Source organism: Halostagnicola alkaliphila (genome assembly GCF_055379965.1).
Genome location: NZ_AP043825.1, coordinates 375,491 through 401,454, shown reverse-complemented (window position 1 = coordinate 401,454; position 25,964 = coordinate 375,491). Strand labels below are relative to the sequence as shown.

The 25,964-nt window shown below is 51.3% G+C and carries 22 protein-coding genes and 9 pseudogenes; 14 read left to right on the top strand and 17 right to left on the bottom strand.

Going from position 1 to position 25,964, the window contains the following annotated elements; genetic code table 11:
* The first annotated feature begins 145 nt into the window (after nucleotides 1-145).
* Complete coding sequence (locus tag ACZ5C7_RS04130) at nucleotides 146-1,360, top strand: MFS transporter (protein WP_464374844.1); 1,215 nt, start codon at nucleotides 146-148, stop codon at nucleotides 1,358-1,360.
* A 112-nt stretch (nucleotides 1,361-1,472) separates the two neighbouring features.
* Here the strand turns inward: ACZ5C7_RS04130 and ACZ5C7_RS04125 are convergent, their stop codons facing one another.
* Together ACZ5C7_RS04125 and ACZ5C7_RS04120 are read right to left on the bottom strand one after the other, a co-directional pair.
* A complete protein-coding gene (locus ACZ5C7_RS04125) occupies nucleotides 1,473-1,853 on the bottom strand; it encodes a Rieske (2Fe-2S) protein (RefSeq protein ID WP_464374843.1) in 381 nt (126 codons plus the stop codon).
* A complete protein-coding gene (locus ACZ5C7_RS04120; RefSeq protein ID WP_464374842.1) occupies nucleotides 1,850-2,902 on the bottom strand; it encodes an amidohydrolase family protein in 1,053 nt (350 codons plus the stop codon). Before ACZ5C7_RS04120 ends, ACZ5C7_RS04125 begins: the two co-directional genes overlap by 4 nt.
* A gap of 409 nt (nucleotides 2,903-3,311) precedes the next feature.
* Here ACZ5C7_RS04120 and ACZ5C7_RS04115 point away from each other — a divergent pair, with 409 nt between their 5' ends.
* Nucleotides 3,312-3,959 (top strand): isochorismatase family protein, encoded by a 648-nt coding sequence (locus tag ACZ5C7_RS04115; protein ID WP_464374841.1) that lies wholly within the window; start codon nucleotides 3,312-3,314, stop codon nucleotides 3,957-3,959.
* Between the two features lie 72 nt (nucleotides 3,960-4,031).
* Here the strand turns inward: ACZ5C7_RS04115 and ACZ5C7_RS04110 are convergent, their stop codons facing one another.
* Nucleotides 4,032-5,057, bottom strand: a complete 1,026-nt coding sequence (locus tag ACZ5C7_RS04110; protein WP_464374840.1) for a Bug family tripartite tricarboxylate transporter substrate binding protein — start codon at nucleotides 5,055-5,057, stop codon at nucleotides 4,032-4,034.
* 265 nt (nucleotides 5,058-5,322) lie between these two features.
* On the opposite strand from ACZ5C7_RS04110, the gene ACZ5C7_RS04105 reads away from it, so the two are divergent.
* Nucleotides 5,323-5,949, top strand: a complete 627-nt coding sequence (locus tag ACZ5C7_RS04105) for a hypothetical protein (RefSeq protein ID WP_464374839.1) — start codon at nucleotides 5,323-5,325, stop codon at nucleotides 5,947-5,949.
* A gap of 423 nt (nucleotides 5,950-6,372) precedes the next feature.
* On the opposite strand, the gene ACZ5C7_RS04100 is transcribed toward ACZ5C7_RS04105, so the two are convergent.
* A complete protein-coding gene (locus tag ACZ5C7_RS04100) occupies nucleotides 6,373-7,701 on the bottom strand; it encodes an MFS transporter (RefSeq protein ID WP_464374838.1) in 1,329 nt (442 codons plus the stop codon).
* A 197-nt stretch (nucleotides 7,702-7,898) separates the two neighbouring features.
* On the opposite strand from ACZ5C7_RS04100, the pseudogene ACZ5C7_RS04095 reads away from it, so the two are divergent.
* The 4 genes and pseudogenes from ACZ5C7_RS04095 to ACZ5C7_RS04080 all read left to right on the top strand — a co-directional run.
* Nucleotides 7,899-8,050: pseudogene (locus ACZ5C7_RS04095) on the top strand (IS6 family transposase); the annotation flags it as partial.
* 581 nt (nucleotides 8,051-8,631) lie between these two features.
* Nucleotides 8,632-9,320, top strand: a pseudogene (locus tag ACZ5C7_RS04090) (IS6 family transposase).
* Between the two features lie 174 nt (nucleotides 9,321-9,494).
* Nucleotides 9,495-10,598: an amidohydrolase family protein gene (locus tag ACZ5C7_RS04085; protein ID WP_464374837.1), complete on the top strand. Its 1,104-nt coding sequence runs from the start codon at nucleotides 9,495-9,497 to the stop codon at nucleotides 10,596-10,598.
* Nucleotides 10,599-10,621: 23 nt separating this feature from the next.
* Nucleotides 10,622-10,987 carry a Rieske (2Fe-2S) protein gene (locus tag ACZ5C7_RS04080; protein ID WP_464374836.1) on the top strand — a complete coding sequence of 122 codons (366 nt, stop codon included), beginning with the start codon at nucleotides 10,622-10,624 and terminating at the stop codon, nucleotides 10,985-10,987.
* A 125-nt stretch (nucleotides 10,988-11,112) separates the two neighbouring features.
* On the opposite strand, the gene ACZ5C7_RS04075 is transcribed toward ACZ5C7_RS04080, so the two are convergent.
* On the bottom strand, nucleotides 11,113-12,102 hold the full coding sequence (locus ACZ5C7_RS04075) for a substrate-binding domain-containing protein (RefSeq protein ID WP_464374835.1): 990 nt from the start codon (nucleotides 12,100-12,102) through the stop codon (nucleotides 11,113-11,115).
* A gap of 385 nt (nucleotides 12,103-12,487) precedes the next feature.
* On the opposite strand from ACZ5C7_RS04075, the gene ACZ5C7_RS04070 reads away from it, so the two are divergent.
* The 3 genes from ACZ5C7_RS04070 (at nucleotide 12,488) to ACZ5C7_RS04060 (ending at nucleotide 14,540) form a co-directional block, all read left to right on the top strand.
* A complete protein-coding gene (locus tag ACZ5C7_RS04070) occupies nucleotides 12,488-12,880 on the top strand; it encodes a hypothetical protein (RefSeq protein WP_464374834.1) in 393 nt (130 codons plus the stop codon).
* A gap of 179 nt (nucleotides 12,881-13,059) precedes the next feature.
* On the top strand, nucleotides 13,060-14,172 hold the full coding sequence (locus ACZ5C7_RS04065; RefSeq protein ID WP_464374833.1) for an amidohydrolase family protein: 1,113 nt from the start codon (nucleotides 13,060-13,062) through the stop codon (nucleotides 14,170-14,172).
* A 5-nt stretch (nucleotides 14,173-14,177) separates the two neighbouring features.
* Entirely contained in the window at nucleotides 14,178-14,540 is a 363-nt protein-coding gene (locus ACZ5C7_RS04060) for a Rieske (2Fe-2S) protein (protein WP_464374832.1), read from the top strand.
* Between the two features lie 199 nt (nucleotides 14,541-14,739).
* Here ACZ5C7_RS04060 and ACZ5C7_RS04055 read toward each other — a convergent pair whose 3' ends face one another.
* The 4 genes and pseudogenes from ACZ5C7_RS04055 to ACZ5C7_RS04040 form a co-directional block, all read right to left on the bottom strand.
* Nucleotides 14,740-16,074 (bottom strand): thiamine pyrophosphate-dependent enzyme, encoded by a 1,335-nt coding sequence (locus tag ACZ5C7_RS04055; protein WP_464375255.1) that lies wholly within the window; start codon nucleotides 16,072-16,074, stop codon nucleotides 14,740-14,742.
* Between the two features lie 96 nt (nucleotides 16,075-16,170).
* Nucleotides 16,171-16,539 (bottom strand): annotated as a pseudogene (locus ACZ5C7_RS04050) (thiamine pyrophosphate-binding protein); the annotation flags it as partial.
* Between the two features lie 84 nt (nucleotides 16,540-16,623).
* Nucleotides 16,624-17,201 (bottom strand): annotated as a pseudogene (locus tag ACZ5C7_RS04045) (transposase); the annotation flags it as partial.
* A 120-nt stretch (nucleotides 17,202-17,321) separates the two neighbouring features.
* A pseudogene (locus ACZ5C7_RS04040) lies at nucleotides 17,322-17,752 on the bottom strand (transposase); the annotation flags it as partial.
* 147 nt (nucleotides 17,753-17,899) lie between these two features.
* Here ACZ5C7_RS04040 and ACZ5C7_RS04035 point away from each other — a divergent pair.
* Entirely contained in the window at nucleotides 17,900-18,655 is a 756-nt protein-coding gene (locus ACZ5C7_RS04035) for a maleate cis-trans isomerase family protein (protein ID WP_464374831.1), read from the top strand.
* A 215-nt stretch (nucleotides 18,656-18,870) separates the two neighbouring features.
* Here ACZ5C7_RS04035 and ACZ5C7_RS04030 read toward each other — a convergent pair.
* Nucleotides 18,871-19,017 (bottom strand): annotated as a pseudogene (locus ACZ5C7_RS04030) (IS1595 family transposase); the annotation flags it as partial.
* 40 nt (nucleotides 19,018-19,057) lie between these two features.
* Between ACZ5C7_RS04030 and ACZ5C7_RS04025 the strand changes: the two are divergent.
* Both ACZ5C7_RS04025 and ACZ5C7_RS04020 read left to right on the top strand, forming a co-directional pair.
* Entirely contained in the window at nucleotides 19,058-19,447 is a 390-nt protein-coding gene (locus ACZ5C7_RS04025; RefSeq protein WP_464374830.1) for a helix-turn-helix domain-containing protein, read from the top strand.
* A gap of 125 nt (nucleotides 19,448-19,572) precedes the next feature.
* Nucleotides 19,573-20,103 (top strand): IS630 family transposase, encoded by a 531-nt coding sequence (locus ACZ5C7_RS04020; protein ID WP_464374829.1) that lies wholly within the window; start codon nucleotides 19,573-19,575, stop codon nucleotides 20,101-20,103.
* Here the strand turns inward: ACZ5C7_RS04020 and ACZ5C7_RS04015 are convergent.
* Nucleotides 20,104-20,196: pseudogene (locus ACZ5C7_RS04015) on the bottom strand (IS1595 family transposase); the annotation flags it as partial.
* A 69-nt stretch (nucleotides 20,197-20,265) separates the two neighbouring features.
* Between ACZ5C7_RS04015 and ACZ5C7_RS04010 the strand changes: the two are divergent.
* Nucleotides 20,266-20,535 (top strand): annotated as a pseudogene (locus ACZ5C7_RS04010) (transposase); the annotation flags it as partial.
* A gap of 6 nt (nucleotides 20,536-20,541) precedes the next feature.
* On the opposite strand, the gene ACZ5C7_RS04005 reads toward ACZ5C7_RS04010, so the two are convergent.
* The 6 genes and pseudogenes from ACZ5C7_RS04005 to ACZ5C7_RS03980 all read right to left on the bottom strand — a co-directional run bounded on the left by ACZ5C7_RS04005 (nucleotide 20,542) and on the right by ACZ5C7_RS03980 (nucleotide 25,958).
* Complete coding sequence (locus ACZ5C7_RS04005; RefSeq protein ID WP_464374828.1) at nucleotides 20,542-21,006, bottom strand: IS630 family transposase; 465 nt, start codon at nucleotides 21,004-21,006, stop codon at nucleotides 20,542-20,544.
* A 34-nt stretch (nucleotides 21,007-21,040) separates the two neighbouring features.
* The gene (locus tag ACZ5C7_RS04000; RefSeq protein WP_464375254.1) at nucleotides 21,041-21,454 is read right to left on the bottom strand and encodes a helix-turn-helix domain-containing protein; all 414 of its coding nucleotides are present in this window, start codon (nucleotides 21,452-21,454) and stop codon (nucleotides 21,041-21,043) included.
* An 18-nt stretch (nucleotides 21,455-21,472) separates the two neighbouring features.
* Nucleotides 21,473-21,694: a hypothetical protein gene (locus tag ACZ5C7_RS03995; protein WP_464374827.1), complete on the bottom strand. Its 222-nt coding sequence runs from the start codon at nucleotides 21,692-21,694 to the stop codon at nucleotides 21,473-21,475.
* Nucleotide 21,695: 1 nt separating this feature from the next.
* Complete coding sequence (locus ACZ5C7_RS03990; RefSeq protein ID WP_464375253.1) at nucleotides 21,696-22,364, bottom strand: IS630 family transposase; 669 nt, start codon at nucleotides 22,362-22,364, stop codon at nucleotides 21,696-21,698.
* Between the two features lie 1,538 nt (nucleotides 22,365-23,902).
* A pseudogene (locus ACZ5C7_RS03985) lies at nucleotides 23,903-25,077 on the bottom strand (ISH3 family transposase).
* A 158-nt stretch (nucleotides 25,078-25,235) separates the two neighbouring features.
* Nucleotides 25,236-25,958 (bottom strand): class II aldolase/adducin family protein, encoded by a 723-nt coding sequence (locus ACZ5C7_RS03980; protein ID WP_464374826.1) that lies wholly within the window; start codon nucleotides 25,956-25,958, stop codon nucleotides 25,236-25,238.
* Between the last annotated feature and the right edge of the window lie 6 nt (nucleotides 25,959-25,964).

The window sequence follows — 25,964 nt, the reverse complement described above, 5'->3', positions numbered from 1 at the left end:
TCGTACCCCTGATGCTCACGGGATGTCGTTTTCAGTTATAATGAATTACAACTGGAGGCATGCTTGTGTGTAGAAAGCTAGGGCAAGCGGCGCCCAGGAATTTAATACGGAAGTTTTTCTAATAGACTGAATTGGACATGGTACGATGACTAAAGAAGACTCAGTTGATTACGTTGCTCTCTTTACAGACGTGCGCCTTATTACAATTACTCTGATTAGCTTTACCGCCACGTTGGGCACTTATCTCGTTTCTCCGACGTTCCCCGTGATGGTTTCAGAATTGGATGGCGTGACATCAGGGAACGTCGGGCTGGTCATCACGGCGTATGCCATTCCCGGAATTATATTGATGCCAGTTTTCGCCGTCGGAACAGACCTGATCGGGCGACGAGCCGTTCTGTTGCCTGCGTTGACTTTGTTTGGAATCGGGGGTACGGCTATCGCATTTGTGGATACCTTTAGTGCCATTCTCGTCCTGCGCGTTATCCAGGGCATGGGAGGCGGTGCACTAATCGGTACAGCGATCACGTTAATTGGAGATCTGTACTCCGGACAAACCTCTTCCAGTGCACAAGGGTTACGTCTTAGTGCAAACGGATTAAGTGCCGCACTTACTCCTGCCCTCGCCGGATTGCTTGCTGGGCTTGCATGGCACTTCCCGTTTCTCGTCTTCGCGATCGCCTTCGTTCCACTTCTGTTAGCAATCGTGTTCATTCCCGAACCCGTAGAGCGTGCAGAAGACACTTCGATATGGGATAAAACACGAGCTGCAAAAGGGGAAGTTCGTTCCTACGCTAGAGGTCTGAAAGCGGAGATAATTGATACGAAACTTGCGCTGATCCTCTTAGGGGGGTTTATTCAGGGATTTAGTTATTATGCAATTCTAACGTTTGCTCCGCTATTTGCCGTCGAAAGCCTCCAGACAACCGCATTCGTGGGAGGAGCAGTGCTGTCAGCACGCGGGCTTGCTCGTATCGTGATCGGACCATTCGCGGGCTCATTCCTCACGTATTTATCCAGAAAACGGATGCTCGTCGTAACCTCGGCAGTGATGGCAGTGAGTACGGGCATAATTGGAGTTGCTCCGAGTGTATTCTGGCTCGTATTCGCCATCGGGATCTTCGGCATCGGAGACGCACTGTTTACACCGGTACACAGGGATTCTCTCACTCAATTATCGAACCAGAAAAATCGCGCCGGCGTAGTCAACGGAAACTCATTACTACGCAACATAGCTACGATGACGTCACCAGCGTTCTTCGGCTTCGTTCTCGTTTTCGGCGGGTACAGCACCCTTTTTCTCGTAGCAGCCACTATCTTTGTCATATACTCGGTTATACTACATTTTCTTTACAAATAGGAGATCCGTGAATTCTGCTTATCGGAGCTCACTTGCTCGGTTCTACAACGTAGTCATACGACCGTGCCATGAGAAGAACGACGCAGTAAGAGTTTAAAAGAGCGGCACGGAATCATTTTCTCACATATACAATCCCGTCCATTTCATAGGCGATATACGTCTGAACGGTGATCTCGTCATCACCACAATGGTTTCCGGTTCGCAAATCAAATTCCCAACCGTGCCAGGGACAGGTAACTGATGGGGCACCTTTGTATTCTTCGTGAATGCGTTCACCGGGTCCGGGCCATTCCCCGACGAGAGTGTCGATTGCATCACCCTCACAGATTGGGCCGCCGCGGTGCGGACAGCGATTCACTATTGCGAAGTACTCACCATCGACGTTGAACACACCCACTTCCTTCCCATCGATTTCCACGATACGTCGTTCTCCCGGATTTAAGTCCTCGGCCGCCCCGACGGCAACCCCGTCCTCAGTCGATTCGGCCGTCATAGATCGAACACCTTCTGTGCATTTTCACCAAGAATCTTTGATTGTTCGGATTCGGATAAAAAGGGGATTTCAGTGACGGAGTTCGGCGGATCATAGTCCCAATGAGGGTAATCCGAGGCGTACAGTAACTGATCCGCACCGCCCATTGCTTCGATCGATTCTTCGAAATACGACATCGAATGGGGCCTATCTAGCGGTTGAATCCCGTAATAAAACTCTCCCGCGTATTTGCTGGGTCGCTTGTTCAAGAGCGGACTTTCTTCGTTACGCTTGAGATACTCCGCATCAAGCCTCGAGAGATATGCTGGGACCCACGTGATGCCGGATTCCTGAAAAACGATATCCAGATCAGGATACTTCTCGGGAATTCCCTGAATGAGTAAACTCGTCAACTGAGCCATATTGCTCCAGAGAAACCCGAGTGAATGAGATTCGATGAAGCGGCCGAATCCATCGATATAGAAATCATCGAGGCTAGAGCCCCCGGCGTGGAAAATGACCGGGAGCCCCTTCTTCTCAGCGGCCTCGTAAATGATATCGTATCGGCGGTTCCCTAACGGGGGCTCGGGTCCCTTTGTAATGAGACAGACTCCAACGACCCCATCTTCATCTCCGTAGTCGTCGATCAATTCGACTGACTCTTCGGGATCGTGATGTGGAATCGGAATTGCCGTATATACGCCCTGATCGGGATCAACAACTTGGTCGAGCATGAACTCCATATACGCACGAGCCAAAACGATCGGACGGCGATCGTCTGCTCCAATTTCTGAAAAAGAAATCTGGGTGTGTGATAACATCAAAATTTTATCGACATTCAGCTTTTGCATGACGTTTTGAACATCTGAGGGGGACATCTCTTTCTGTTTTTCTTCACGTTTGATACGGCCGTAGAGATAATGGTCGGGTGTGTTTGACGGCGTGATTTTATCAGGTTTTGCTTTTAACCGGCGTTTCCATGGATCGGACGAATCGACGTAATCTGCTAAATTATCGATTTCTTCCAAATAATGCGCATCAGTATCGACCACGAGAGCGTTTTCAGCCATGATACGGACAATAATCTACTACGATATATAAGTTTCCGCACCCGGAAGGGAAGTCGTCAATCGATCTGTAAAGCAAATCACCCCCTCAATCTCGAACCACACACTCCAGACTCGGTCGCGAGACGAATTCACATGAGAACAAATTAATCAGCACAGTCGTTAACCTACTCTCTCCGAAAAACCGTATAAACGGCCGCACTAGTGTGGGTTTTCCCTTAGCTTGACACGAAAGACCGGATGAAACGCGTATAATTCGGTTTCGGACCGGACCAGCGCACGAAACTACGACCGTACGATCCGGTTTCACACCGTTACAGTCCGATACAGTGTTGCAAGCGAAACACGGCTTGGTGAAGCGGGGTTATATAAAACCATAGGGATTTTTAACCGTGCAATCAAAACAATCAGTATGGTTTCAGAACGCTTTAATGATGCGTACGTCCCTAATGTCGTACCGGAATCGGATTTGGCGTATTTTGACCGAGGCGGACACGGAGTCCGAATCGGATGGGGAGAGTCCCCAGCAATGCTCGTCGTCGACATGACAGAGAAATTTACTGGTGAACGCTCCGAAGAGGGAGATCGAGCGGTCGATGCGACGTCAAAGGTGCTTACGATCGCTCGCAGCGAGGACGTACCCATAATTTACACTCGCCCCGATTCGAATTTACCCTCGGATTACCGAGGTACGACGAAACCGAAGTCGGATAATGTCTCTGGAAGAGTGGGGCGGAATGTTATCGATCCACGACTCGACCGCCAATCCGATGAATTGGTAATCGATAAACCTCGAGCGAGTGCTTTTTTTGACACTCACCTAGCGACAATGCTTCATGATCGGGGTATTGATACTCTGATAGTAGCGGGAATAACGACCAGCGGCTGCGTTCGTGCTTCCGTTGTAGACGCTCACTCAAACAATTTCAATACTATCGTTCCCCAAGAATGCACAGCCGACCGTTCACGACTCTCTCATGAGGTGTCGTTGTTTGACCTAGATATGAAATATGCCGACGTAACTCCGACAGAGAAAGTGATACAGAAATTTAAAAAATAATGTTAATTTTATATTATATATCTTCGTTCCACGTTTGATCCGATTATTCGCTGCTGCGAATACGGTCTCACATTACTCTTCGCCAAGCACGTCTAATAATTCTTCTCGGTCCGCCCATTCGGTAACGGTAGTTTCTACCACATTTCCAGCTTCTTTTCCATCCTGGTACGCAATTGGAATATCCATTTCATCGGCTTCTTCACGAAACTCTTCGTCGTTGATAACAGCATATAGAGCGTCCACTAAAATTTCAGTTTCCTCTTGGGGAATATCCGGCGGTCCTGCAAATGCGCGAATCGGAGAGTTGATTTCGGCAATCTCCGTGGAGTTGTCAACGTTCGCCGAAGCTAAGGTCTCAGCGTCAGGAACCTCTTTCGGAGGCTCTTCTTCAGCAATTAGAGTGATGAAAATTTCTAAGTCGTCGGATTCGTGATAGGGGCGAATTGACGAGTAACTCCCGGCGATTATATCAATATCTCCTCGTTCAAGTGAAGGGATCATATCACCCCGACCATCGTGGATAACAAGGTTGTTCAATACTTGATCGGGGTCGTATTCACCGCCGATCTCTCCTGCTAACGCGGGACCGAGTGATCCAGTAGCTAACCTGGATTCGGTCCCGAAATTGAAGTTGCCATTCTGGACTTCTTGGACGTATTCTTCCCAATTAAGGTCGTATTCCAGATTCGTGCCGATAGCCGTGATATTTTCTGCAACTGTTGCCAACCAGGTCATCTCCGTCAGGTCGAACGGTGCGTCCGCGACTATCTGATCGCGAGAAAATTGCTCTACATTCATTAATCCGAGCGTGTATCCATCCGGTTCGGCATCGTACACTTCTCGAGCTCCGATCTGACCCTCGCCTCCCGCGACATTTCGAACATTGACAGGTGTGTCGAGCTCTTCTGTTAAGTACGATGCAGTCAAACGAGCGTACGTATCGTATCCTCCTTCGGGACCGTATGGAACGATAATCTCTATTTCAGCGGAAGGAAAATCGCCCGTCTCTTCGGATCCCACACATCCCGCAAGCCCAGCGACTGATAGCCCCCCAGTTACTCGCAGCACGTCTCGACGTTGAATGCCACTATATGCCATGCATCAAGAAAGAACAATCATGGAGTAATAAAACATAGGGATAAAATGGCGAGGCGATTATAGTAGACTCTTTCTGAATCGATAACGACAACCTGTCAAAGGCGGTAATCGAGACAAAGGACGGCCGCTCTAAGCGGAATCATCTGTTCATCGGGCGGCGAGACCTCGCCCTCCCTTTCCCGTTGATTTCAAGTACCGCCATTAGATGGCATATTGTTTACTATAAGCAATACACTAAATAACACAGTTACCTAACCCTACTACGTTGACCAAACTTTACGACCATCTCAACGAGGCCCCGCAAACGGGAATCGACCGAAGCAATCTGTCGTTCCCCGAACGCGCTCATCTCCGCCAACTCCGCATTCGTCGTAGTCATCTCCCTGCGTCGAACAGTCCTGGTGCCTTCACGACGGTATACTACATCGAAGGCGACGAACGCGCTGCCGCGCGCAAGTTCGTCGAAAAAAATCGTCCGTTGCTGGAAGCGATCGACTTTTCAAACCCTGACCCAATCCAGATGTCAGTTAGTCGTGAGGTATACGATTGGATTCTCCACGAACTTCGCGAACGGAAACTCCGAAAATATCACACCGTCGTTTACGAACGACGGCCCGACGGACTCGAGTGGGTAATCGACCGCAACCACTTTCACGACCACCCGGAACGTCGATATTCAGCCAGTTCTTATACGGCTCGGATCGCATCAACAACAACTGCCAACGAAATCTATCACGACCTCGAATCGCCCATTACGGAAGGCGGTCTCGCCAATTATAGCGCGGTAGAAGGAAGTAACCGGTGCCTTTGGGAATACTATCGGGTTGCAGGTCCATTCGACTGCAAGGCAATCACCGTCGATGATCAACCGATGCTTGTAAAGTTCGACTAATCCATTGATTTACTCGTCTTGACTTCGGTGAATCGCAATACTGCGTCAGGTTCTAGTGCCTTGCTGTCTTTGGAACGCCGTCTAATCGGTTCGTCACCGCCGGACTCCTCAAGATTGCACTCAAAATCGTTCTAGAGTGACGCCTCGATCGACGTTGGTTTCCACCAAAAGTCGCTGTCATCTAGTGATTCACCAGAGTCCTCGTCTTCAAATTTCTGTATCGTTCGTAGATAGTGCTAGTAACACGCTGTAACAACAGTCTTTAGATGTCATGAAGTTAGATAGCAATATTCATGAATCCAGAATGATAGTTGGTGTTTCACCAACTGAAGCCTTCTCATGTCCAAGTCAACGTCGTTTCTCTACTTGCACCCAGATACCGAGAAGGTCTCCACGGGCCGGAAGTTGTACCGAGTAGTGGATTTAGTCCGATATCTCTGCCTTTTTACTTAGATTCGATTTCGGCAAGTAGACCCGTTCAGAGTACAGAAGTGCAATACAAACATTTGCGAGGAAAGTCCCGGCTGCGAGAATGAGAATACCGTACCGCATACCGATCACTTCGAAAATAAACCCAATAACTGTCGGGAGAGCCGCCCCGGTCAACGTAGCGGCAGTCCAGATATATCCGAAGGTTCTCCCTTCTCGATCAGGTGGAGTGATATCACTGATCAACGCATCTCTTGCGGGGTTCACTCCGAACAGTCCTGTGCCAAGGAAGAGAATAAGAATCAATAATAGCAGAGGGTGAAGATCCAACAGTGCCAAAAGAACAAGCCCAACCGTAGCAACGCTCATGCAACACAAAATAATGAATCGAGTATCATATTTATCTGTAAGACCGCCGAGGACCAATTGCGTCACAGCACCCGCTCCTAACAACAACGCAAAATAAATATTCGCTACCGACTCTGCACCGACTTGGACGTCAAAAATGTCGAACGAGTACGCATAGACGGTGACCAAAAATGCAGGTAAGAACGTGTCGATCCCTCTGGTCGTTAGCATCTTGGAAACAAAGAAAAAGTAAATCGAGACCATGGGGTACAGGAACGTACGTCGATCATCGCTCTGATCTTCACGCGTTGATGTGTCTTGATCGGTAGTTTCCTCCCGTTGACTGGATGGAACGGTCTCAAATTCGTCACCCTGAAGAACGATGAACAGAAGGGTCCCATAAATGATCCCCACGACACCGAAGATTAGAATGATTTGATGCCATACCAAGACGAGTATCAAGGCGGCCACGACAGCGGGTGCGGTCGCGTCGCCAAACTTCGAAGAAGCGCCGAACACGCCAAGAACCTTCCCTTTATTCGCATCCGAGATGTTATCCGAGATCATTGGATATCCAACCGGGTGTATTACGGCCGAACCGATGCCAACTACGAGCATCGATAAACTCATGATGAGAAAACCTCCCTCGAAAAGGTAGCCGAAAACGGTAATGGAAGGAATATTGCCCGCCAGAGTTGGTGTGAATGCGAACAGTACGTATCCTGCTCCAGCAATTGTGATTCCCGTTGGGAGAATGTACAAACGATCGTACATATCCGAGATGACTCCGAGCGGTGCCTGAGCAATACCGGATCCCAACGAATAAAGGCTAATCAATAATCCCAATTGCCACAGTGGATAATCCATCGCAACTGCTAAAATAGGTATTAACGGGGGAATTAGCCGCATCAAAAGATGCTGCGTAAAGTGAGACGAGCTAACGACGAAAGCAAACTTAGCTTCTTGACGCGACATTCCGAACATATCGTAGGATTCATTCTGAAAGCTAATAGTTTACTTGGTATGGCACTGATGGGATGAAAGCCTGCTAAGTCCCCACGCATGGATGAACGCAAGCGGTACACACTGGCGGTGCGCCATCTTGAGGACGGCGACACCGCCAGTAGCGTCCTCGCAGAGTTTCTCGGTACTCCCGACGGCCTTGACCTTGTCCCGCGGCGGCATTTCTGCACCGGTTCACCGAGAAACACAATCTCGACGAAACAGAGTTTCTCGTCGATGCTGGCGGCTATCCGACTGCCCTCCCTCGCCACGAATTGATCGGTCAGCTTAACTACAGCGACCGAACTACGTCGAAAAGTGGAGAGATCTAACTGTTTTTGTTGATTCGCTACCGCATCAAGTGCTTACGGATCAACGAACCCCGACGATCAAACTGGTAACACTACTATTGAACGAGACGAGGGAAGTAGATAGCCGCCGAATTTTCAGCACAGTGAATCCGCGTTCCGAACTACGTACGGAGTCACCGAATGGTCGCTCTCGGCACTCTCTATGGTATTTATTCCCAAGTTGTACGGGAGATATCCGTTAAAAGACGCTATGAATTACATACATACATTCGTAATAAATAGGTAGTGAATCATTCGGTATAAGGGAACGATATTGTACTCCATTGTTCCACGTTGCTTCGCAGATAAAACGGAAATATGTGTGAGATTGTCAATAGCAGATTGTTGCGGACACCAGAGATGACCTCTTTCCAACTCACTCGAATCTACCGGCGATTACAGTAATAGGCTGAACCAATAACTCACCGACGCATTGGTTCCGATTAACATTGCAACCGTGAAATTGGATTAATACATCCGACATATTTCGGCTATTGGCACTGCTAGATTGAGGTTGAACTGAACGGAGTTCTTCGAGGAAAGTGGAAACATGCTGTTCGAAGAACTCCAAGTTGATGTAACGAGTTCTTCTGATGTGGAGTTTTTGGATAGTAATCGGACGCGCACGCCAACCTGGCTGATCAGGCTGGCGTGCGCTGCCCATACTGGAGCAGCCTCGTTAGCGGAGTGTCGAGACCTCTGCGAGTGGTTCGGCGTCGAACGACGCCGAGCCACGATTCAGCACTGGTACCAAGCCTACGCTGATTATTATGAGCAAGACTTCACAGCAGAACCGGACCGTGTTGCGGTCGATGAGAAACAGATTCAACTCGGTAACGAAGAGAAAGCATGGCTCTACGCCGCGATTGATGTCGGTTCGAAAGTCGTGCTCTATGCACGACTTTCGAAGCACAGGGGCCGAGATCCCGCTGAACAGTTCTTAGAGGACCTGAAAGAGAAACACCGCGTCGCACAGACGCGGAGTTTCTCGTCGATGGTATGGGTTACCTGACTGCCCTTGCTCGAACTGATCTCAGCGGCGATCTCAACTACACTGACCGCAATATCGTTGAAAAGTTCTTTCAAACCTACACGATGCGAATCGAGCGGTTCCACGAAACATGGAACGGCAGTCAGGCCAGCGCTCGGCGCTGGCCGACTGCCTACACCGCCTACTACAACCATCACCGCAGTCACCAAGCACTTGAGAATCAACCGCCAGTTGAAGCACTCAACCAATGAGGTTCAATCTAGCAGTGCCCGGCTATTCGAGGAGTCAAATGGTGATAACTACGATGCAATAAAGTAATCATTCGGTACCACCGAACTCTAATACTAATTGCGTCCATACGCACGGACCATCGCTTGAATCGGAGAAGGGTGAAGTTTTAATATGGCTATCTCTAACTAACTAGTATGGCAGGCCAAAGTGCCAAGGTTGATCAAATCGTGGTTGATGCGGATGTCCACACGGCATATCGCACACAAAAAATCCGCGACAAGATCGCAAAGCGTCTCGACGAGCCGTATAAAACATTTCTGACCACCGAGACACTCAACTACGGAGCGTATCCACGCGACTCCTTCCCGAAAGAAGGGCTCATGTCCACAGGAGGGACAACCGATGACGCCGTTGCAGACACCCCCGAAAGCATCCGAGAGGAGTTGTGTGATGGATTCGGCGTGGATGCGGCTATCCTGAACTCTCTTCAAAAATTCGATCTAATACCGCAACGAGAACGCGCCATCCGTGAAATGCGTGCTGTCAATGACATGTTCCTCGAGCACTTCCTCGATGGACACGACGAGTTTCATGGCCTGGCAATGCTGACAACCCAAGATCCTGATAAAGCAGCTGAGGAAATCGATCGGATGGGAGAGGAAGATAGCATCGTCGGCGTGTTAATTCTTAACGGGGCATCGGACAAACCGCTCGGTGATCCAATTTACGACGTTATCTATCAGGCGGCGGAGGACAACGGGCTCCCGGTCTGCTTCCACAGTTCGGCAGTTGGCTACGCGGCCGCGAGTAAATTTCCGTTCCTCTACAACGATCTTCAACACTACGGTTCGTTGCATATGTTGTCCCACCCGTTCGCAAACATGGTAACGGCCACGACGCTCATCATGAACGGCGTCGTCGAGAAGTTCCCCGATCTTGATTTCGTCTTCCTCGAGCAGGATCTTGGAATCGTCCCGCTGTTGATGTACCGGCTCAATCGGGAGACAGTCCAACAACCATATGAGGTTCCGCTCCTCGAGAAGGCACCTGAGGAGTACATTCGCGATCGGTTTTACTGGGGGACCCAACCGCTCCCAGAACCGGTGAACAAGCAGGACTTGCAACATCTAATAAGTATGATTGGAGCAGACAACATTCTGTTCTCGACCGATCACCCACACAGTGACTTCGATGATCCTTCCTCGGTGATCAACAGTTACTTCGGTCACCTCTCAGACAAGGAGATTGATAAAATCATGTACAAAAATTCCAGCGAGGTCTTCGGGCTCGGAATATAAAACTAAGAAATATCATCAAATATATGTCAGAGCATGTTGTCGGCACGGTAGACGAACTCAGTGAAGGCGACCGGATATTGGCCGAGATCAAAGGTAGAGAAATTGGTGTCTTCGTCGTTGACGGCGAGTACTACGCGTACGTCAATTGGTGCGTTCACCAAGGTGGTCCAATCTGCGAAGGGAAACTTACTGGCCGCCAGACGGCGGAATTCGACAAAGATTCCCTTGAGACGGAACTTGAGTGGACGGACGAAGACGGGGTTGTTGCCTGTCCGTGGCACGGTTGGGAATTCGATCTCGAATCCGGAAAAAACATCTCTCGCGAAGATGTGGAACTACCATCGTATCCTGTTCGAGTGGAAAACGACGAAATAATCGTCTCCGTTTGAGCGCTCGAACAACATCATTTCTTGCGGAGCGAGCACTACAAATCGGATGATTCGATGGCGGAAAACTCTGTTGAACCGCATCGATCCAAACCTATCGTCTGAATTCGCTGAAACGGGATCCCTATCTATACTTTATACTCGTCGAAGGTCGTCGGGGCAAAGAGGTCTTCAACTTCGAGGGGCTCCTGAATAAGACCCTGCTCGTGGGACATTTGAGTCATAAACTCGAGAGTCTCTCTGTTGTTTTCGACGCCGTATTCCCAGAAGTCCCATCCCATCAGTTCACGAGTTTCTTCGACTTCGTTGATGAGCCACGGGAGTGTCCGCTGTAGTTCACCGGTATCACCCAACTCTTCCAGGCAGATCTCTTTGGCCTTGTCGAACGTTTTGTACAGTTCCTGGGCGACCCAGGGGTTCTCGTCGTAGACATCCTGGCGAAGCACGATCGTGTGCATAATCGGGAAATGACCAGTCCGGTCGTAGTAATCCATCTCTACGTCTCGATAGTTCGGAAACAGTCGCTCGACGGCATCAGTCTGGAACGAAGACGGCGCCCGAGCAGTTATGAGCGCATCTAGATCGCCAGTCTCGAGCATTCCGCTTAGTGTACGATTCTGTGGGATATACTCGAGGGAAACCGAACCAGGTAAACTAAGTTCTAACTTTTCTTCCCGGCCAGCGTCTTCCTCGCCACCGTGGAACCAATCCATCTCCTCGGGGCTGACACCGTACTCGTGTTCTAATACACCACGACACCAAAGTGCGGCAGTCATCTGGTATTCTGGAACGCCGACGTTGCAGTCGGCGAGATCTTCCGGTTTGTCGATCCCTGCATCGGCATTGATGAAAATACAGGAATGTCGGAAAAACCGAGACGGAAAAACCGGGATCGCGATCAGTTTGGGATGACCACGGTCCCGAGTCATCATGTACGAAGACATCGACATCTCAGCGGCAGAGAACTCCTGATGCTTGAGCATTCGCCAGAACGTCTCCTCGATCTGTAGCGGCAGGAACGTGAGGTCGATGCCGTCCGGACGGACTGTTCCATTGTATACGGGTTGCGTTCGGTCGTTGAGATCACACGCGAGATCGAGCGATAAATTATCACTCATTACTACACACCTCGACGTCGCAATCGTTTTCATTCCGAAGCGATCCGCCGGGACGCGGAAAATTCATGTCTCGTGCAGTTCGGTTGTTGACAAGTGTTGTCATGGGCATGACGTGGAAGAGTCTTCCCGAGCAAATCCGATAAATATTTCGATCAGTCCGAAGCGAGTGACGATCCAGTCGTAGTGTCTGTAGTCAGAAGCTGTCCCGGGATACAACCGGTTCTCGCGATATTCGTACAACGTATTAGATGAAATCGATTGCCGAACAATCGGAGCCAGATTCAATTTAGCTACATTTCTCGAGTAACGCTTACAGCCGATCGATCAATGCAGTATCCAGTTCCAGTTCCACAAAGGTTTTTCCTCGTGAAAATGATTACAAAGTATGGACAATAAGGAATCACGCATCGACTCACTCGAAAATTCTGAGCGAGTGACCAACCCATCAGCAATATATGAAGATATAGAGGATCTCCCTGAATGGTGGCAATCGGCTGTTATCGAGTTTCAATCGTACGAGTTACGGACGTATCAACCCTCACAGTTCACCGATGGTGAAATTGTATACAAATTCATTAGTCAACTCGAGGATGAATACGACGTGAATATCGAACTCAAGGCGAAAAATCCGCCGTACGATGGGGACTGGAAGTTTGTTGTCGACGGAACCACTGCGATTATCGCCCCCCACAGCAGAAAACCTGAAGGCTATACAGAATACGGAATAAGCAGCGAAGACTTGGACCAGGCTGTTTCAGTTGTTGTTAGTAGTGAGTAAAACAGAGAACTGGCCAGTCGATACGATGCCATTATCTTTTCGCTCAGCATTTTCTCATTATCACTGTGAAAAGTATAACGAGCGCCAGTGATTGGAAGGTTTCTCGGACCGATCCCCGTGTATTGTAGTAGGATTTAAATAGAAAGAGTGCTGTGTATCTAGATATGGTGAAGAAAAAGATGACTCCAGAGGATGAGATACCTCCGGAGGCCTACGATGATCGCATCATCGATATGGACTTCCATCTCACCCCTGCGGTTGACGATCTTTTGACCTATGTCGACGATGATCGAGTCCACGACAAACTCACAACTGAGTTCGGAATTGCGCCTGTCAAAGGAAAGTGGGACGCGGCCTACGCGATAAAAGACGGGAACGAAGGGCTTTACACCCAAGGGAGAGCCGAAACGGCCTCCGACGTAAGAGAAGCTGCTGAGCGGTTCGCTATTGACGAACCGATAGTTAACGCGGGGATTAACAGTATGCCCGCACAACATCATGACCTACTCAAAACGGCAGTCGCTCGAGCTGCCAACGATTACCTCCTTGATCGGGTCGTTCCGGAGGATATGTACTGTCTCATGATGTTGCCACAATGGGACACAGCCGCCGCCGTCGAAGAAATTGAACGGGTTGGAGACGAGAAAGGAATTGTCGGCGCCTACGGTTGGTTCGGACCGTTTGGATTGTTCGGAGAGAAAGACTTCGATCCGGTTTTCGACGCGCTCGTCGAAAATGACCTGCCACTGGTTCTCCACGGGTCGCTCGCGTTCTGGCCACAGCAAGACCCTGTTGGGGACCAGATGATCACATGGACGGAAATACTCGGCTTCGATTGGCCAGTACACGCCATGCTGACAACCGTCAATATGATTATGACAGGCGTCTTCGATAAGTACCCGGACCTCGATGTCGTGATCCAAGAAGGTGGCCACTGGTGGCTTCCATTTGCTCGGTATCGAATGGATGAATTCTACGAAATGCATCCAGAAGACGTACAGATCACTCCTCGAAAATTTGATGCTGGTGAAACCTACCTCAACCGACGTCCGAGTGAATACCTTCGCGACAATATCTACGTCTGTACGCAACCGATGGCGCTGCCACAACGCGCGAATCAAACGAAGGATCTGTTGGATCTTTCGATGGCCGAAGACACGTTCCTCTACTCGAGCGATTGGCCACACCAGACGCTTGATCCAGCGACCTGGGCGTACACGAACAACGCCTTCGACGAGGAACTGAAAAATAAGATCCTTCACGAAAACGCCGAGGACCTCCTCGGAATATGATGTAAATGACAAAAAATGAATTCAAAAAAGTAGCTGAAACGGACGATCTCAATCCTGGCGAAGGACTGGGAATCGAATTGAACGGTATCGAAATCGCCCTGTTCAACGTCGGTGGGGAATTTTATGCTATCAGCAACCGGTGTTCTCACCAACGAGCGCCCCTCTGCAAAGTCGGTGAAAAGAAAATAAACGGAGAACTCTGTTGGACCGAAACTCGCGGCAATATCGACAAAGACAGTATTACAGTTTCATGCCCATGGCACCTCTGGGAGTGGGATCTGGAGTGTGGGGTTCATGAAGTATCGGAACAACAGATCGGAACCTTCGACGTGAAGGTTGAAAACGACGACGTGTTGGTTCGTATATAACTCTCGCTGATTATCCGTTTCCGTTATTTCATCCGTAGAACCGATTTCAAGTTGCTCACAGCTATAATTTGATTGGGGCCGTTTGGACAGGAGTTGCTCAACCGTTTCCGAGTTTCAGTTGCTGGTGTACGGAGATGAAATCGGAATATGATTTCGATGCGCACGAAGGAAGCAAATCGATGATACTAGTTACTCGATTCTACCGCGGTTGACTAATAACATCGACAAGAGCCGGTTGCCCGTTCTTTACGTCTTCCCATGCGGCTGTGAGTGCCGGTGCCAGATCTTCCGGGTCCTCGATCGGCCCGTACCCGTTCACCCCCATCGATTCTGCGATCTGAGCGTAGTCCGGAACCGGGTCATGAAGCCCCGTCCCAACGAGTGCACGTTCGTAACTCGAGTCGCGATCACGGTACTCCGCCAATCGCATTCGATGTTCGGTCGAGTTGTACAGTGCCTTGTTGTTGTGGACCACCGACAGCATCGGGAGATCGTAATGGCCGATCGTCCAGAGGCCACAGAGGTAAAACATGAGATCGCCGTCGGGTTGGAGATTGATTGGGACTCGATCAGTGTCCGAATATGCGAGTGCGCCGCCGATCGCGCCACCTATACCGTACCCGATTCCGCCGCCGCCCGAGGAGCCGCCAATGTATTTGTCGTACTCGTCCACATCCCACAGCTTGTGTGACCAGCCGCGCAACGTCCCGTTTACGAGCACCCACTCTTCGTCTTGAATAACGTCCCAGATTTCACCTGCAAGACGAGGGATCGAGATTGGTGTCTCGTCCCACGAAGACTCTGCTTCCTGCTCCCACTCGGCTCGTTGCTTCTCGTGTTTTTCCTCCATTTTGGCAAACCTGTTATCTGCCTTCCGTTGAAGACCGGTATCGTCAGCGAGACGGTCACGGACGGCACTAACTAACGCCGGAAGTGCCAGTTCGAGATCCGCTAAAACGGGAACTTCCGTCTCGCGAAGACCGCTATAGTCCGCAGTCAAGCTCGAGGCGCCGAGGTCGTGAGGGCCGACGTTGATAACATCGAAGTCATCCTCGATCGCTTCGGTAAGTTCGTTGCGAACGCGGTCGACGTCTTTCAGCGTATCATTCAAACTCCACGAGTCGAGCCCGATTACAACATCCGCTTGTCTGTAAACCTCTGTGCCGGTCAACTCCATTGGATGCGTATTTGGGAAATTGTACCGACGTTTCCGAGTGTCGATAACCGGCAACCCGAGTAACTCTGTAAGTTCAACTAACGCCTCAACAGCTTCGCGTGAATCACCAATTTGGTCGGTGAGAACGACAGGTAGCTCCGCTTCGACGAGTAGATCGGCAGCATCTTCAATTGCGGACGGGTCCGGCGCCATCTTTGCCGGTGCTTCAAATTTGGATAGGTCCGGAATTTTCATCGGCTCGTCGAGTTCACACTCCTGGAGACTGTGATCAAGCGTAACGTACACCGGTCCTTTGGGCGTCGTATTCGAAATCTTGTTTGCCCGGATTATAGATTCTGCAGCACCGTCAATATGCATCGGCTGATCGTCCCACTTGATATACTCTCGGACAATATCCCCTTGGACAAGGGCAGTATGAATCCACTCTATCCATGGGCGCCGAACGCTCTTTCGCATCGGCCCCGTTCCAGATAGTGCAATAATAGGAACCTGGTCACAGTACGCATTGTAGAGACTCATCGCACCGTGCATTGTCCCGACGACGTTGTGCAAAATACACAACGCAGGTTCACCAGTCGCCTTTGCATATCCGTGGGCGATAGAAACTGAGAGACCCTCGTGTCCGGCTTGAACGACCTCGGGGTCGTTTTGATTATAGTTGATAATTGATTCTTCCAGTCCGCGGAACGAGGCGCCCGGATTGAACGATACGTATTCGAACCCGTATGCTTTGAGCAAATCTGCTACGAAATCGGAACCCCATTCCTGACCAGAAATGTCGACATCTTTCGTCTCGCAGCTTCGTGGCTGACCATTCGACATAAATTGGTGTTAGGGAGTGTCAACTAATAAGTGCCGGTTTAAACTTTGAGCGACCGCTCTTGTGAAGCACGTTGTTGATTTTCAGAGCGCAGCATCGATAGCATGTTTGAGCGCTTCATCACCTGGTTTTCTATAGAGTTCACGCCGAAGCTGAAACGCCCTGAGATACGGTGTTAGCTTGTCTTTCGAAACTCCTCGATGTGGCGAGAGCCACGGTCGCACGAGTGATCAGCGTAAGTTCTGAACCTTTAGCTGAGTAGGGAACTGCTCCCGTTCGTTTCCAGTGTCGTCTAGCGGTTTGTCAGAGCTTTCCACACTTATTCTGGAGGGGTTCAATTCGGTCGCAGACCACTCCAGCGACCCGTGGCTCTCGCAGGTTGACGTGCACATCTCCATCAGCGTACTTACCATTGCCGTGGACGACGCATTCGCCCGCGAATACGTCGTCCTTCTCAAGCGGGTCGTACGCGCGAAATCCGTCGGTATACACCGTTAGCGGCTCTCTTCGTGATCCGCGAGCAGGAGCCGAACCGTCGATTCGTCGGCGGATTTCGCTGGCACGACGTACCGCTGGTCGTTGCCGCGATCAACGAGCGTGAACACCGGGGTTTGTCTCCCTCGTACGAGCCACGACCGCGCGTGGACAGGCCACGCGAGCGCGACTTTAGTACTTGAGCTAAGTTTTGCAAGTTTAGAGATCAGTGAAACCTCCCTGAACAGACTTCATGGTCACATGGCGGCATGGCCTACCTGATACTACTTGCAAAACTTCTCTTGATCACTATGGTCGCGCTCGCGGCCTTTCAGCCTCGCTGAGACGTATACTTCGCCGATTTCGACCGGACCAGATAACGTGAGCGAAGGCGCGTCGAGCGCTCTGGTAAAGCGCTCGACGCGCTGTCTTACCGTTCTGTACGAGAGATTGAGTTCAGCCTCGATCTGTCAAATGCTCGTATTGAAGCGTAAGAAACACGTAAATCGTGAAGTACCATTCTTTGAGTGTGAGCTTCGAATGAGCGAAAATTGTGTCAGTCTTGTCGTTGAATGTGCGACCACAATTCTCACACAGATACCGCTGATATACCCGATAGCTGCCGTTTCTGACCGTCAAGTCAGAACGGCAGCGGGGGCATTCGACACCGTCACGCCAGCGGACCTGTTGGAGCAGGTCCGTGGCAGCCGATTCCGACACGAATCGGTTCACAGGGAACATATCGGGCACCGCGCCAGCGGTGCCCTTGCCCTCTTCGACTTTGAGCCGCTGCTCTCGCCATCAACAATCTACTTCGCAAGAGCGTATACGTGAATTGAACTGATACACAAACTTTCTATATGGTGGTATCCATGTACATCCTGTACCATGACTAATAATTTTCGAGTTGGGCTGATCGTCCCGAGTTCGAACGTCACGATGGAAACAGAGATCCCCGCAATGTTGAACGCACGACCGGACCACTACGAAGAGGCATTTACGTTCCACTCCAGTCGGATGCGGATGCAAAGCGTCACCCGAGAGGAACTCGAGCGGATGGACGAACAGTCCGAAGAGTGTGCAACTATGTTGTCAGATGCGCGCTGTGATGTCCTCGCGTACGCGTGTCTCATTGGCATTATGGCCCAAGAACCAGGCTACCACGAACAAAGTGAGTCTAAACTCCACCAGCAGACTGTCAAGAACGATGGCGGTGCACCCGTCGTGACGAGTGCAGGTGCGCTCGTTCGCGCACTCGAGCGACTCGAGGCTGAGCAGGTCGCACTGATCGCCCCATATATGGAGGAACTCACTCAGACGATGATTGAATACTTTGAGAGTACTGGCGTTGATGTAATCGATTATGAGACACTCAAATGTCCGGACAACCTCGAGGTCGCACAACTCGACCAACGAAACCTGATCGACATCGGTCAACGTCTCGATACCGACGCAGCCGACGCACTCATCCTCTCGTCATGCGTTCAAATGCCATCGCTGGCATCAATTCAGGCAACCGAAGATACACTCGGCCTTCCAGTATTCTCAGCAGCGACCGCAACAACGTTCGAGATTCTTGACCATCTCAACCTCAGTACCCAGGTCCCCGGATCGGGACGCTTACTTGCCGGTGAGGTTAACTAGCTCCTTCCTTTCTAGCACCAAGATCACATCGTTGGATGACAGTCGGTACAGACCCAGTCATATTGCTCATTACCTGCGAGTTTCCATGTTCGGTCAACCTCTTCACCGCAGGCCTCACATCGTGGCATAGTACATCATGACTGAGAATGGTAATGAGGGTACCGATAGAAGGATGAAAATAGACTGACGCTCTTGTGAAGGACATTGTTGGTGAGTCAGAGAACAGTTCGAACGATTTCTTTCAAGGCTTCTCGTCTTGGTTTGCGTAGGATTCTCCGACGAAGTTGGAAGAGTCTGAGATACGCTGTGAGTTTGTCCTTTGAGATTCCTCGATGCGGCGAGAGCCACGCGTCGCTGGAGTGGTCTGCGAAAGGGTTGACCTTTGGAAGCGTATAGACTGCAATGAAGAGCAGTCCACGGGGCCTTTTGGTGAAGCATCTGACGAAAACAGAACTAGACCACGCAATCGAGGAGGCACAGAAGGCGGACGAGGCCCGTCTCGTCCGGCGGTTGTGTTTCGTGAAGAACCTCTATCAGGGTGATACGCGCATGGAAGCGGGCGACCGCGTCGGGATCTCCCGATCCACGACGCGTCGGTGGGCCAGTGCATGGAATGACGGCGCTGTCGATGGGCTCCGCCCCCGCTTCGGCGGCGGTCGGCCGCCGAAGCTTACCCAAGTACAGTTGACGAACTCTGTACGATTCTCGAAGACGGCCAGCCCTGGACGCCACAACAGATTCACGCACTCATCGAAGACCGCTACGACGTCACGTATCACCCGGCACATCTGAGCCGAAACTTCGTGCTACAGGGATGAACTACGCGAAACCACGGCCGATGGATCCACGTCGCCCGGCCAACGCAGAAGAGATTCTCTCCGAGCGCCTCGGCCAGGGTAACCACGAGGCTGGTGGTGATGAGTCCGCCGTCTTCGGGTTTTTTCGATGAAGCGTGGCCACAGCCGTTCGAGAATTCTCAGCGGATGTGGTCATTCGACCGGACGGTCCAGATCGAAAAGCCGTTAGTTACCTTCCCATGGCGGTCGATCGGCTTCTACGCGCTAACTGGCCAGAGCGTAATCACCTTCAAAGAGCGGTTGGTCAAGGGGACAATTGTGGAGGCACTCGAAGAGATCCGCGAGCAGAATTCGGTTGAGCGGATTCTGCTCGTGGCCGACAACTACGGTTCCCACCATGCGAAACTCACCCAGAAACGGGCCGACGAACTCGGCATCGAGTTCGTCTTCATCCCGCCATATTCACCCACACTCAACGCCATCGAACCGCTCTGGAAGAGTACCAAACGAGAAATCTCGCCAGAGATTTTCGAGGACAAAGATCACTTTAGAGCGTTCCTCACCGAGACATTTCTTCGGTTGAGCCGTCGAGTGACCTTCGCTAGCGACTGGATTGAGGCATTTCTTCCAGATGTTCAGAAGTTACGCTGACCACTCGCGAGACGCGTGGCTCTCGCACGTATTCACGTGTGCGCTTCCATCGACGTACTCTCCTTCGCCGTGAATAACGGCTTCTCGTTGGTACTTTTCGTACTCGCTCATCCCGATAAGCCGTAACATCCATTTCCCTGACGATCTAAGCGTCTGTCAACGATGGACGAGAAGTCTGCGCAAGTGTTCCTTCCATCACGTGAGCGTTGCTTTGAACGTCTCCGTCTTGCCCGTTTCGTCGAGACGATGACATGTGTCCATTGCGAGAGCGACGACGTTGTGAAGCGCGGGACGTCCGGTAAAGACGCCCAGCAGTACTGGTGCAAGGAATGTGAGACCTATTTCAACGACCTCACGAACACGATCTTCAGTCAGCATCGCTTCGAACTGGAAGAGATGTTCCACATCGTCAAGGAGATGCGATCTGAGCCGGAGTGATCAGCGAAACCTTTGGATGTTCGGGAGGAATGTCTCTATCCAGTCGACGGCAAAGCTCACGCGGTGGCTCAACCGAAGAAACGTCTCGGTGAGGAATTCTCTGAAGTGGTCTTCGTTCTCGTAAATCTCTGGCGAGATATCTCGTTTGAGGCTCTTCCAGAGCGGTTCGATCGCGTTCAACGTCGGCGAATACGGCGGAATGAAGACGAACTCGATGCCGAGTTCGTCAGCCCGTTGTGTGGTGAGCTTCGCGTGATGAGAGCCGTAGTTGTCCGCCACGAGCAGAATCCGATCGGGCGGATTCTGCTCGCGGATCGCCCCTAATGCATCACAGACGGTTTCCTTGTTGACTCGCTCACCGAACGAGATCGTGCTCTTCCCGGTCAGCGCATAGAAGCCGAACGAGCGCCATGGGGCTGTTACCAGCGGTTTCTCGATTGTTACCGTTCGGTCGTACGACCACATCCGCTGAGAATTGTCGAAGGGTTGTGACCACGCTTCATCGAAAGAATCCCAGGACGACTGGATCATCCTCCTGTTCATCCGCCTCCTCCTTATCCTCGCCGAGCGCCTTGGCGAGGCGCTCGGCGAGTATTTCATCTGCGTTCTCGGGACTTCGGGGGTCCATTGGACGTGGTTTGGCGTAATGCATCCCGCTCTCGTGCAACTTCTGGCTCAAGTGAACCGAGTCGTAGGTGACGCCGTAGCGGTCTTCGATGAGTGTGTGGATCGCCCGTGGCGTCCACGGTTGGCCTTCTTCGAGGATCTCACACAGCTCAGCAAACTGCTTGTCTGAGAGTTTCGGGGGCCGACCGCCCCCGAAACTCGGTCGCAATCCATCGACACCGGCATCGTTCCACGCGTGTGCCCAGCGGCTACTGTTGGCTTGTGATACTGTCGGACAGAAGTCAATACGAAGTCGGTCGCGAATTCACGGCCGTCTCCACCGGTGACGGCCGCAACGGAGCGACCGATCTTCACGTCGTTCTGTCTGATAGTATGAAACCCCGATGCGTCTGGCGGCATCTTCCAGTACATCGCCCGTGTAGAGGTTCTTCACGAAACACAGACGGCGGACGAGGCTCGGCTCGTCCGCCTTCTGGGCTTCATTGATCGCTATATCGAGTTCCTCCTCAGAGAGGTGCTCCGTCACGTCAAACCGGCGAGTTCCCATCATACACCATATATGTTCTGTGAGTATCCATACTTTGCGCAGACCACTCGCCGAGTTCGTCTGCCCGTTGCTGGGTGAGCTTCGCGTGATGACCGCCATCGTTGTCAGCGATGAGCAGAATCCGCCCGACCGGATTCTGCTCGCAAATTGCCTCTAAAGCCGCGCAGATACTCTCTTTCGTGGTTCGTTTCCGAAAGATGAGCGTACTCTTACCGAGTAATGCGTAGAAGCCAAGCATTTTCCAGGGGACTGTGACCAGTGGTTTATCTATTTCCACGGTTCGATCGTACGACCACATTCGCTGGGAGTTCTCGAACGGTTGTGGCCACGAAGCGTCGAAGAAGCCGAGAACAAGTGGTTCATCACCATTTTCTTTCGTGAGCGCCTGGGAGAGGCGCTCACGAAAATCCTCCTCTCCATCCGGTGATTGCCGCGGGTCCATCGATCGTGGTTTTGCGTACTGCATGCCATCAGCACGGAGAATTCGAGCAAGGTGGGCTCGATCGTACGTAACGCCGTAGCGGTCCCAGAGAAGATTGTCGATCTCCTGGGGTGTCCACGGTTGGCCGCCTTCGAGGAGAGCAAAGAACTCCTCAAATTGTTCAGGAGTGAGCTTCGCGGGCGGCCGGCCCGCGAAGCGCGGGTGCAGTCAAGCGACTCCATCCTCGTTCCACGCTTTGAGCCAGCGGCTGTCCGTTGGTTGTTACGCACCGACACGTCGTGCAGCCATTTTGTCGGTGTCCCCGAGAGAGACGTTTTTGATGAAGCAGAGTCGCCGGACGAAACGGGTCTCGTCCGCCTTCTGGGCGTCATTAATCGCTTCATCAAGCTGTTGTTACGACAGATGCTCCACCATCTCAGTCCGACGAACTTCCTTCATCAGAGCCAATACGTGCGCTGTAGATACGAACATAGCGTTGACCACTCGCGGCGAAGCCGAACACGAGCGCCCACACGAGGACGGGAATTTAAAGATCACGGTCACGTTCGACCACGCCGAGTTCCTCGGCGTGCTCTTCGAGGAACTCAGAGGGAAACAGTTAGTGAGCCGACGCATAATACGAGATGAAGAAGTCTGGTTGTGCACAGACTCGACTTCCTCATTCCTTCCGAAAAGATGCCTCGATAAGCTGCCACTATCACGCGGTTCCTCGACTAACTAAAGATGGATACTGTGCTGGGTTCTAGTATCTTGTTGTTTTTGGAAGGCCCGATTAGTCGGTTCGTCACCGCTGGATTCCTCGAGATTTTATTCAAAATCGTTCCAGAGTGACGCCTCGAGCGACGTTATTTTTCACCGAGAGTTGATGCCGCCTAGTGATTCAGCAGAGCCCCTTGTAGGTGATAGCTGCCGTCAGCCGCTGTGTCGCGTCAGTATTGTCAGCCTCCGCCAAGATCTGGCGGAGTCTTCCGTAGAGACGTTCTCCAAAGTCGCCATACTCTCACCATTAGCTCGAACGCCATGAATTTTTAGCTGACGTATGAGTACCTAGTTTGCTTACTCTGTCGGAGCGAATTCGGCGTCTATTTTCGATTAAGTGTCATCTATACCATTCGGTATTACAAAACGCCCGAGGAAGGATTTACTATAGTACATGTGTAAAAGCTCGTTCCGTCTGCACTGTCGATAATCCGCATCTTGAGGCTTTATACGCCACAGAGGTAAAATACAAGATTGTTTTCAATTAGTAAAGCACCTTGCTAAATAATTAGTACAGATGGATTCGGCTATGTCGAACGAAAATTGCCTTTTTCACGCTAATGGAGAAAACATTTCGAGTACACGTCTTAGTATAGTGACTAGCAGAGATACTCATATATTTGCGGCGAGTTGAGTGCTAGCAGAGCCACTGGGAAATATTCGTTGGTGTCATCGAGCATTCGAAACAGGTGGTTGGCTCAGCCCTCTCGGAGCTGTCGCCAACAGTTTTCGAGCGGGTTCATTTCTGTCAAATACGACAACAAGAATTCCAGAAGTAGGCCGTCTAGTACCGTCCCAAACGTGGACAGTCTCAGTACCTCACAAAGCGTCATCTCCTAACTCAGGCTGAAGCCGCAATTCTGTCCTAATCGGTAGCGATCGACGGTGGTTCTGATTGAAGATTGAGTAGAGCCGTCGCTGTCGGCGGCGATCAGCCGCCGACGCGACAGCGTTGCCACTCGCAGGGGTGCTGGCTCGGTCGGGCGTTAGCGGTGGAACCGGTCGTCAGGTGGCCGATTTGCGGGGACGGCCCGACGCACCGCGAGGGCCGTCCACGCTGCCCAGCATAGCATCTTGATGAACTCCTTGAACGACCAGGACCAGAGGCGACGCCCGCCACGGCGGGGCGTCGCCACATATTCCCAGTGCAGATACCGCCAGACGTTCTGTAACAGCAAACTCACCACAACGTACAACAGCCGAACCACCGGATTTTGCGTTGTCGTCGTTGCAATGCTTTGCTCAGAGAGTCGGTAGCTGGCCTCGATACCGAAGCGTTTCGCGTAGTGGTATCGAGCATCGCGTGGCATGTCGATGAACGGCGCGTCACGGCTACGCCGCTGACGCGCCACTCCATGTTCGTCGTATCGTCCGTTCTGGTAGGTACAGTCGATATAGACGGGAAACTCGACGGTCACAGCTGGATCGTCGAGTTTCGCCGTCAGGTCGTGCTCGATGGCGCGACTCCAGCCTTCGGAGAGTTCCTGCTTGATCGTCTTTCTCCAGCGGACGATCGGCATCACGTACGCATGGTTGTGCGCCTGAAGTAACGTGAGGCCCTTGATGTCGTAGAATTCGCAGTCAAGATAGGCGGCCTTGACGCTGAAGTCAAGGCCGTCGAGAACACCGAGAAACGCTGCAATGACGCTGCTGCAGTGCGCCGTCTCGAAGACGGCAACACTGCCAGCGTGGATCGTTTGTTCTTCACACGCGCGTAGAGTGTGGCATAGGCGTGGAAGGCAGTGGTTCCACGCTTTGCTTCCGAATGATAGAGGCCATCTGTCTCGTCTTCGTCACCGTAGTAGGGTCGCAGGTGGAAGTCTGCGCAGACCTCCACCTGCTCAGGAAGCACAGTGAGTACGTCCTTCTGGAGCAGCGTGTTGCCAATCCGCTCAACCGACTCCAGATCGAACTTTTCGCGGAGGTGATAGAGAACTGTGTTCTGGTGACGCGAGTCTTCGCTCTTCTCGCAGAGTGTCGAGACTGAGGTCCCGTCGGCGCAAGCGCTGACGAGGACCTCGTAAATATCTTCAGACGTTGTTTCGGCGTTAGGAGCAAGGTCGAGATCGACTTCCTCGTCGATTGTATTGACGAGGAAGTTAAGGAGTTGGTCTTCGTGGATTTTACTGTCCACTTGCTTTGCTTGGACATAACTTCGCAAGCGGACTCTTTCAACTTGCAAGCTTTGTGTAGTACTGAAATCAAATCCGAAATAGTACTGCTCAAATTGAGTTAGTTCAGCATACAAACTCTAGTGGCAGAACGTCCAGTCGACTAACATCAGTTTACGTTTCTCAATGTTATTCTATATAGTCTGTGTTAGTCCGGAATGTGGCTATCTGGAAGGCGATTTATCAAATACGACCACATTCTATCCACGGGAACGGGGTCCAGAATTACGTCGTCCACCATCGTTTCCATTGCGTCAGTCGACTCGTCGTAATACGTGGGGTTGCCTAATTTTTCAGCGTGGTATTGGTACTGCGCATTCTTCACCAGATATACCGTCGATAGAACCGATTCCTTGAGGTTTGATCCCGTCACGTTCGCGCCGTGATTTTCGAGTAATTGAGCGCGTTTATCACCAAGTTCTTTCGCCATCCGCTTTCCCTCGTCTTCGGTCGCTATGAGGTAGCCGTATTCCATATCGTAATCGGAGAACGTTTCGATACCATCATGGAAGAGAGCGCCCATGTGGAAAATGGGTTTAATTTCTTTATCGGTGGCTGTGAAGGGGATAACTGCTGGCGCGTGATGGTGAACTACCGACCCGACATCGTCACGGTTTCGCATGATTGCCCGGTGGATTACAGTTTCCATATACGGATTACCGTCCGGTTTGTCAACGATAGTACCGTCGAATTTCATCGTAATAATGTCTTCTTCGGTCACGAATCGAGGACTCACCGACTCTGCGATTAATAACTTATCCCCGTCTGGGTGTCGCAAACTTACATGACCGAAACCTTCGATAATCCCCTCATTTGCTAGAATTCGGTTCGCTGCGACGAGTCTCTGCTTTAGTGATTCGATATCTTCCATGTTAGA

Bases quoted from the DNA above. Each gene is read 5' to 3' on its own strand.
- ACZ5C7_RS04130 (WP_464374844.1), top strand. From the start codon at position 146: ATGACTAAAGAAGACTCAGTTGATTACGTTGCTCTCTTTACAGACGTG.
- ACZ5C7_RS04125 (WP_464374843.1), bottom strand. From the start codon at position 1,853: ATGACGGCCGAATCGACTGAGGACGGGGTTGCCGTCGGGGCGGCCGAG.
- ACZ5C7_RS04120 (WP_464374842.1), bottom strand. From the start codon at position 2,902: ATGGCTGAAAACGCTCTCGTGGTCGATACTGATGCGCATTATTTGGAA.
- ACZ5C7_RS04115 (WP_464374841.1), top strand. From the start codon at position 3,312: ATGGTTTCAGAACGCTTTAATGATGCGTACGTCCCTAATGTCGTACCG.
- ACZ5C7_RS04110 (WP_464374840.1), bottom strand. From the start codon at position 5,057: ATGGCATATAGTGGCATTCAACGTCGAGACGTGCTGCGAGTAACTGGG.
- ACZ5C7_RS04100 (WP_464374838.1), bottom strand. From the start codon at position 7,701: ATGTCGCGTCAAGAAGCTAAGTTTGCTTTCGTCGTTAGCTCGTCTCAC.
- ACZ5C7_RS04085 (WP_464374837.1), top strand. From the start codon at position 9,495: ATGGCAGGCCAAAGTGCCAAGGTTGATCAAATCGTGGTTGATGCGGAT.
- ACZ5C7_RS04080 (WP_464374836.1), top strand. From the start codon at position 10,622: ATGTCAGAGCATGTTGTCGGCACGGTAGACGAACTCAGTGAAGGCGAC.
- ACZ5C7_RS04075 (WP_464374835.1), bottom strand. From the start codon at position 12,102: ATGAGTGATAATTTATCGCTCGATCTCGCGTGTGATCTCAACGACCGA.
- ACZ5C7_RS04070 (WP_464374834.1), top strand. From the start codon at position 12,488: ATGGACAATAAGGAATCACGCATCGACTCACTCGAAAATTCTGAGCGA.
- ACZ5C7_RS04065 (WP_464374833.1), top strand. From the start codon at position 13,060: ATGACTCCAGAGGATGAGATACCTCCGGAGGCCTACGATGATCGCATC.
- ACZ5C7_RS04060 (WP_464374832.1), top strand. From the start codon at position 14,178: ATGACAAAAAATGAATTCAAAAAAGTAGCTGAAACGGACGATCTCAAT.
- ACZ5C7_RS04055 (WP_464375255.1), bottom strand. From the start codon at position 16,074: ATGCATATTGACGGTGCTGCAGAATCTATAATCCGGGCAAACAAGATT.
- ACZ5C7_RS04035 (WP_464374831.1), top strand. From the start codon at position 17,900: ATGACTAATAATTTTCGAGTTGGGCTGATCGTCCCGAGTTCGAACGTC.
- ACZ5C7_RS04025 (WP_464374830.1), top strand. From the start codon at position 19,058: ATGAAGAGCAGTCCACGGGGCCTTTTGGTGAAGCATCTGACGAAAACA.
- ACZ5C7_RS04020 (WP_464374829.1), top strand. From the start codon at position 19,573: ATGAGTCCGCCGTCTTCGGGTTTTTTCGATGAAGCGTGGCCACAGCCG.
- ACZ5C7_RS04005 (WP_464374828.1), bottom strand. From the start codon at position 21,006: ATGTGGTCGTACGACCGAACGGTAACAATCGAGAAACCGCTGGTAACA.
- ACZ5C7_RS03980 (WP_464374826.1), bottom strand. From the start codon at position 25,958: ATGGAAGATATCGAATCACTAAAGCAGAGACTCGTCGCAGCGAACCGA.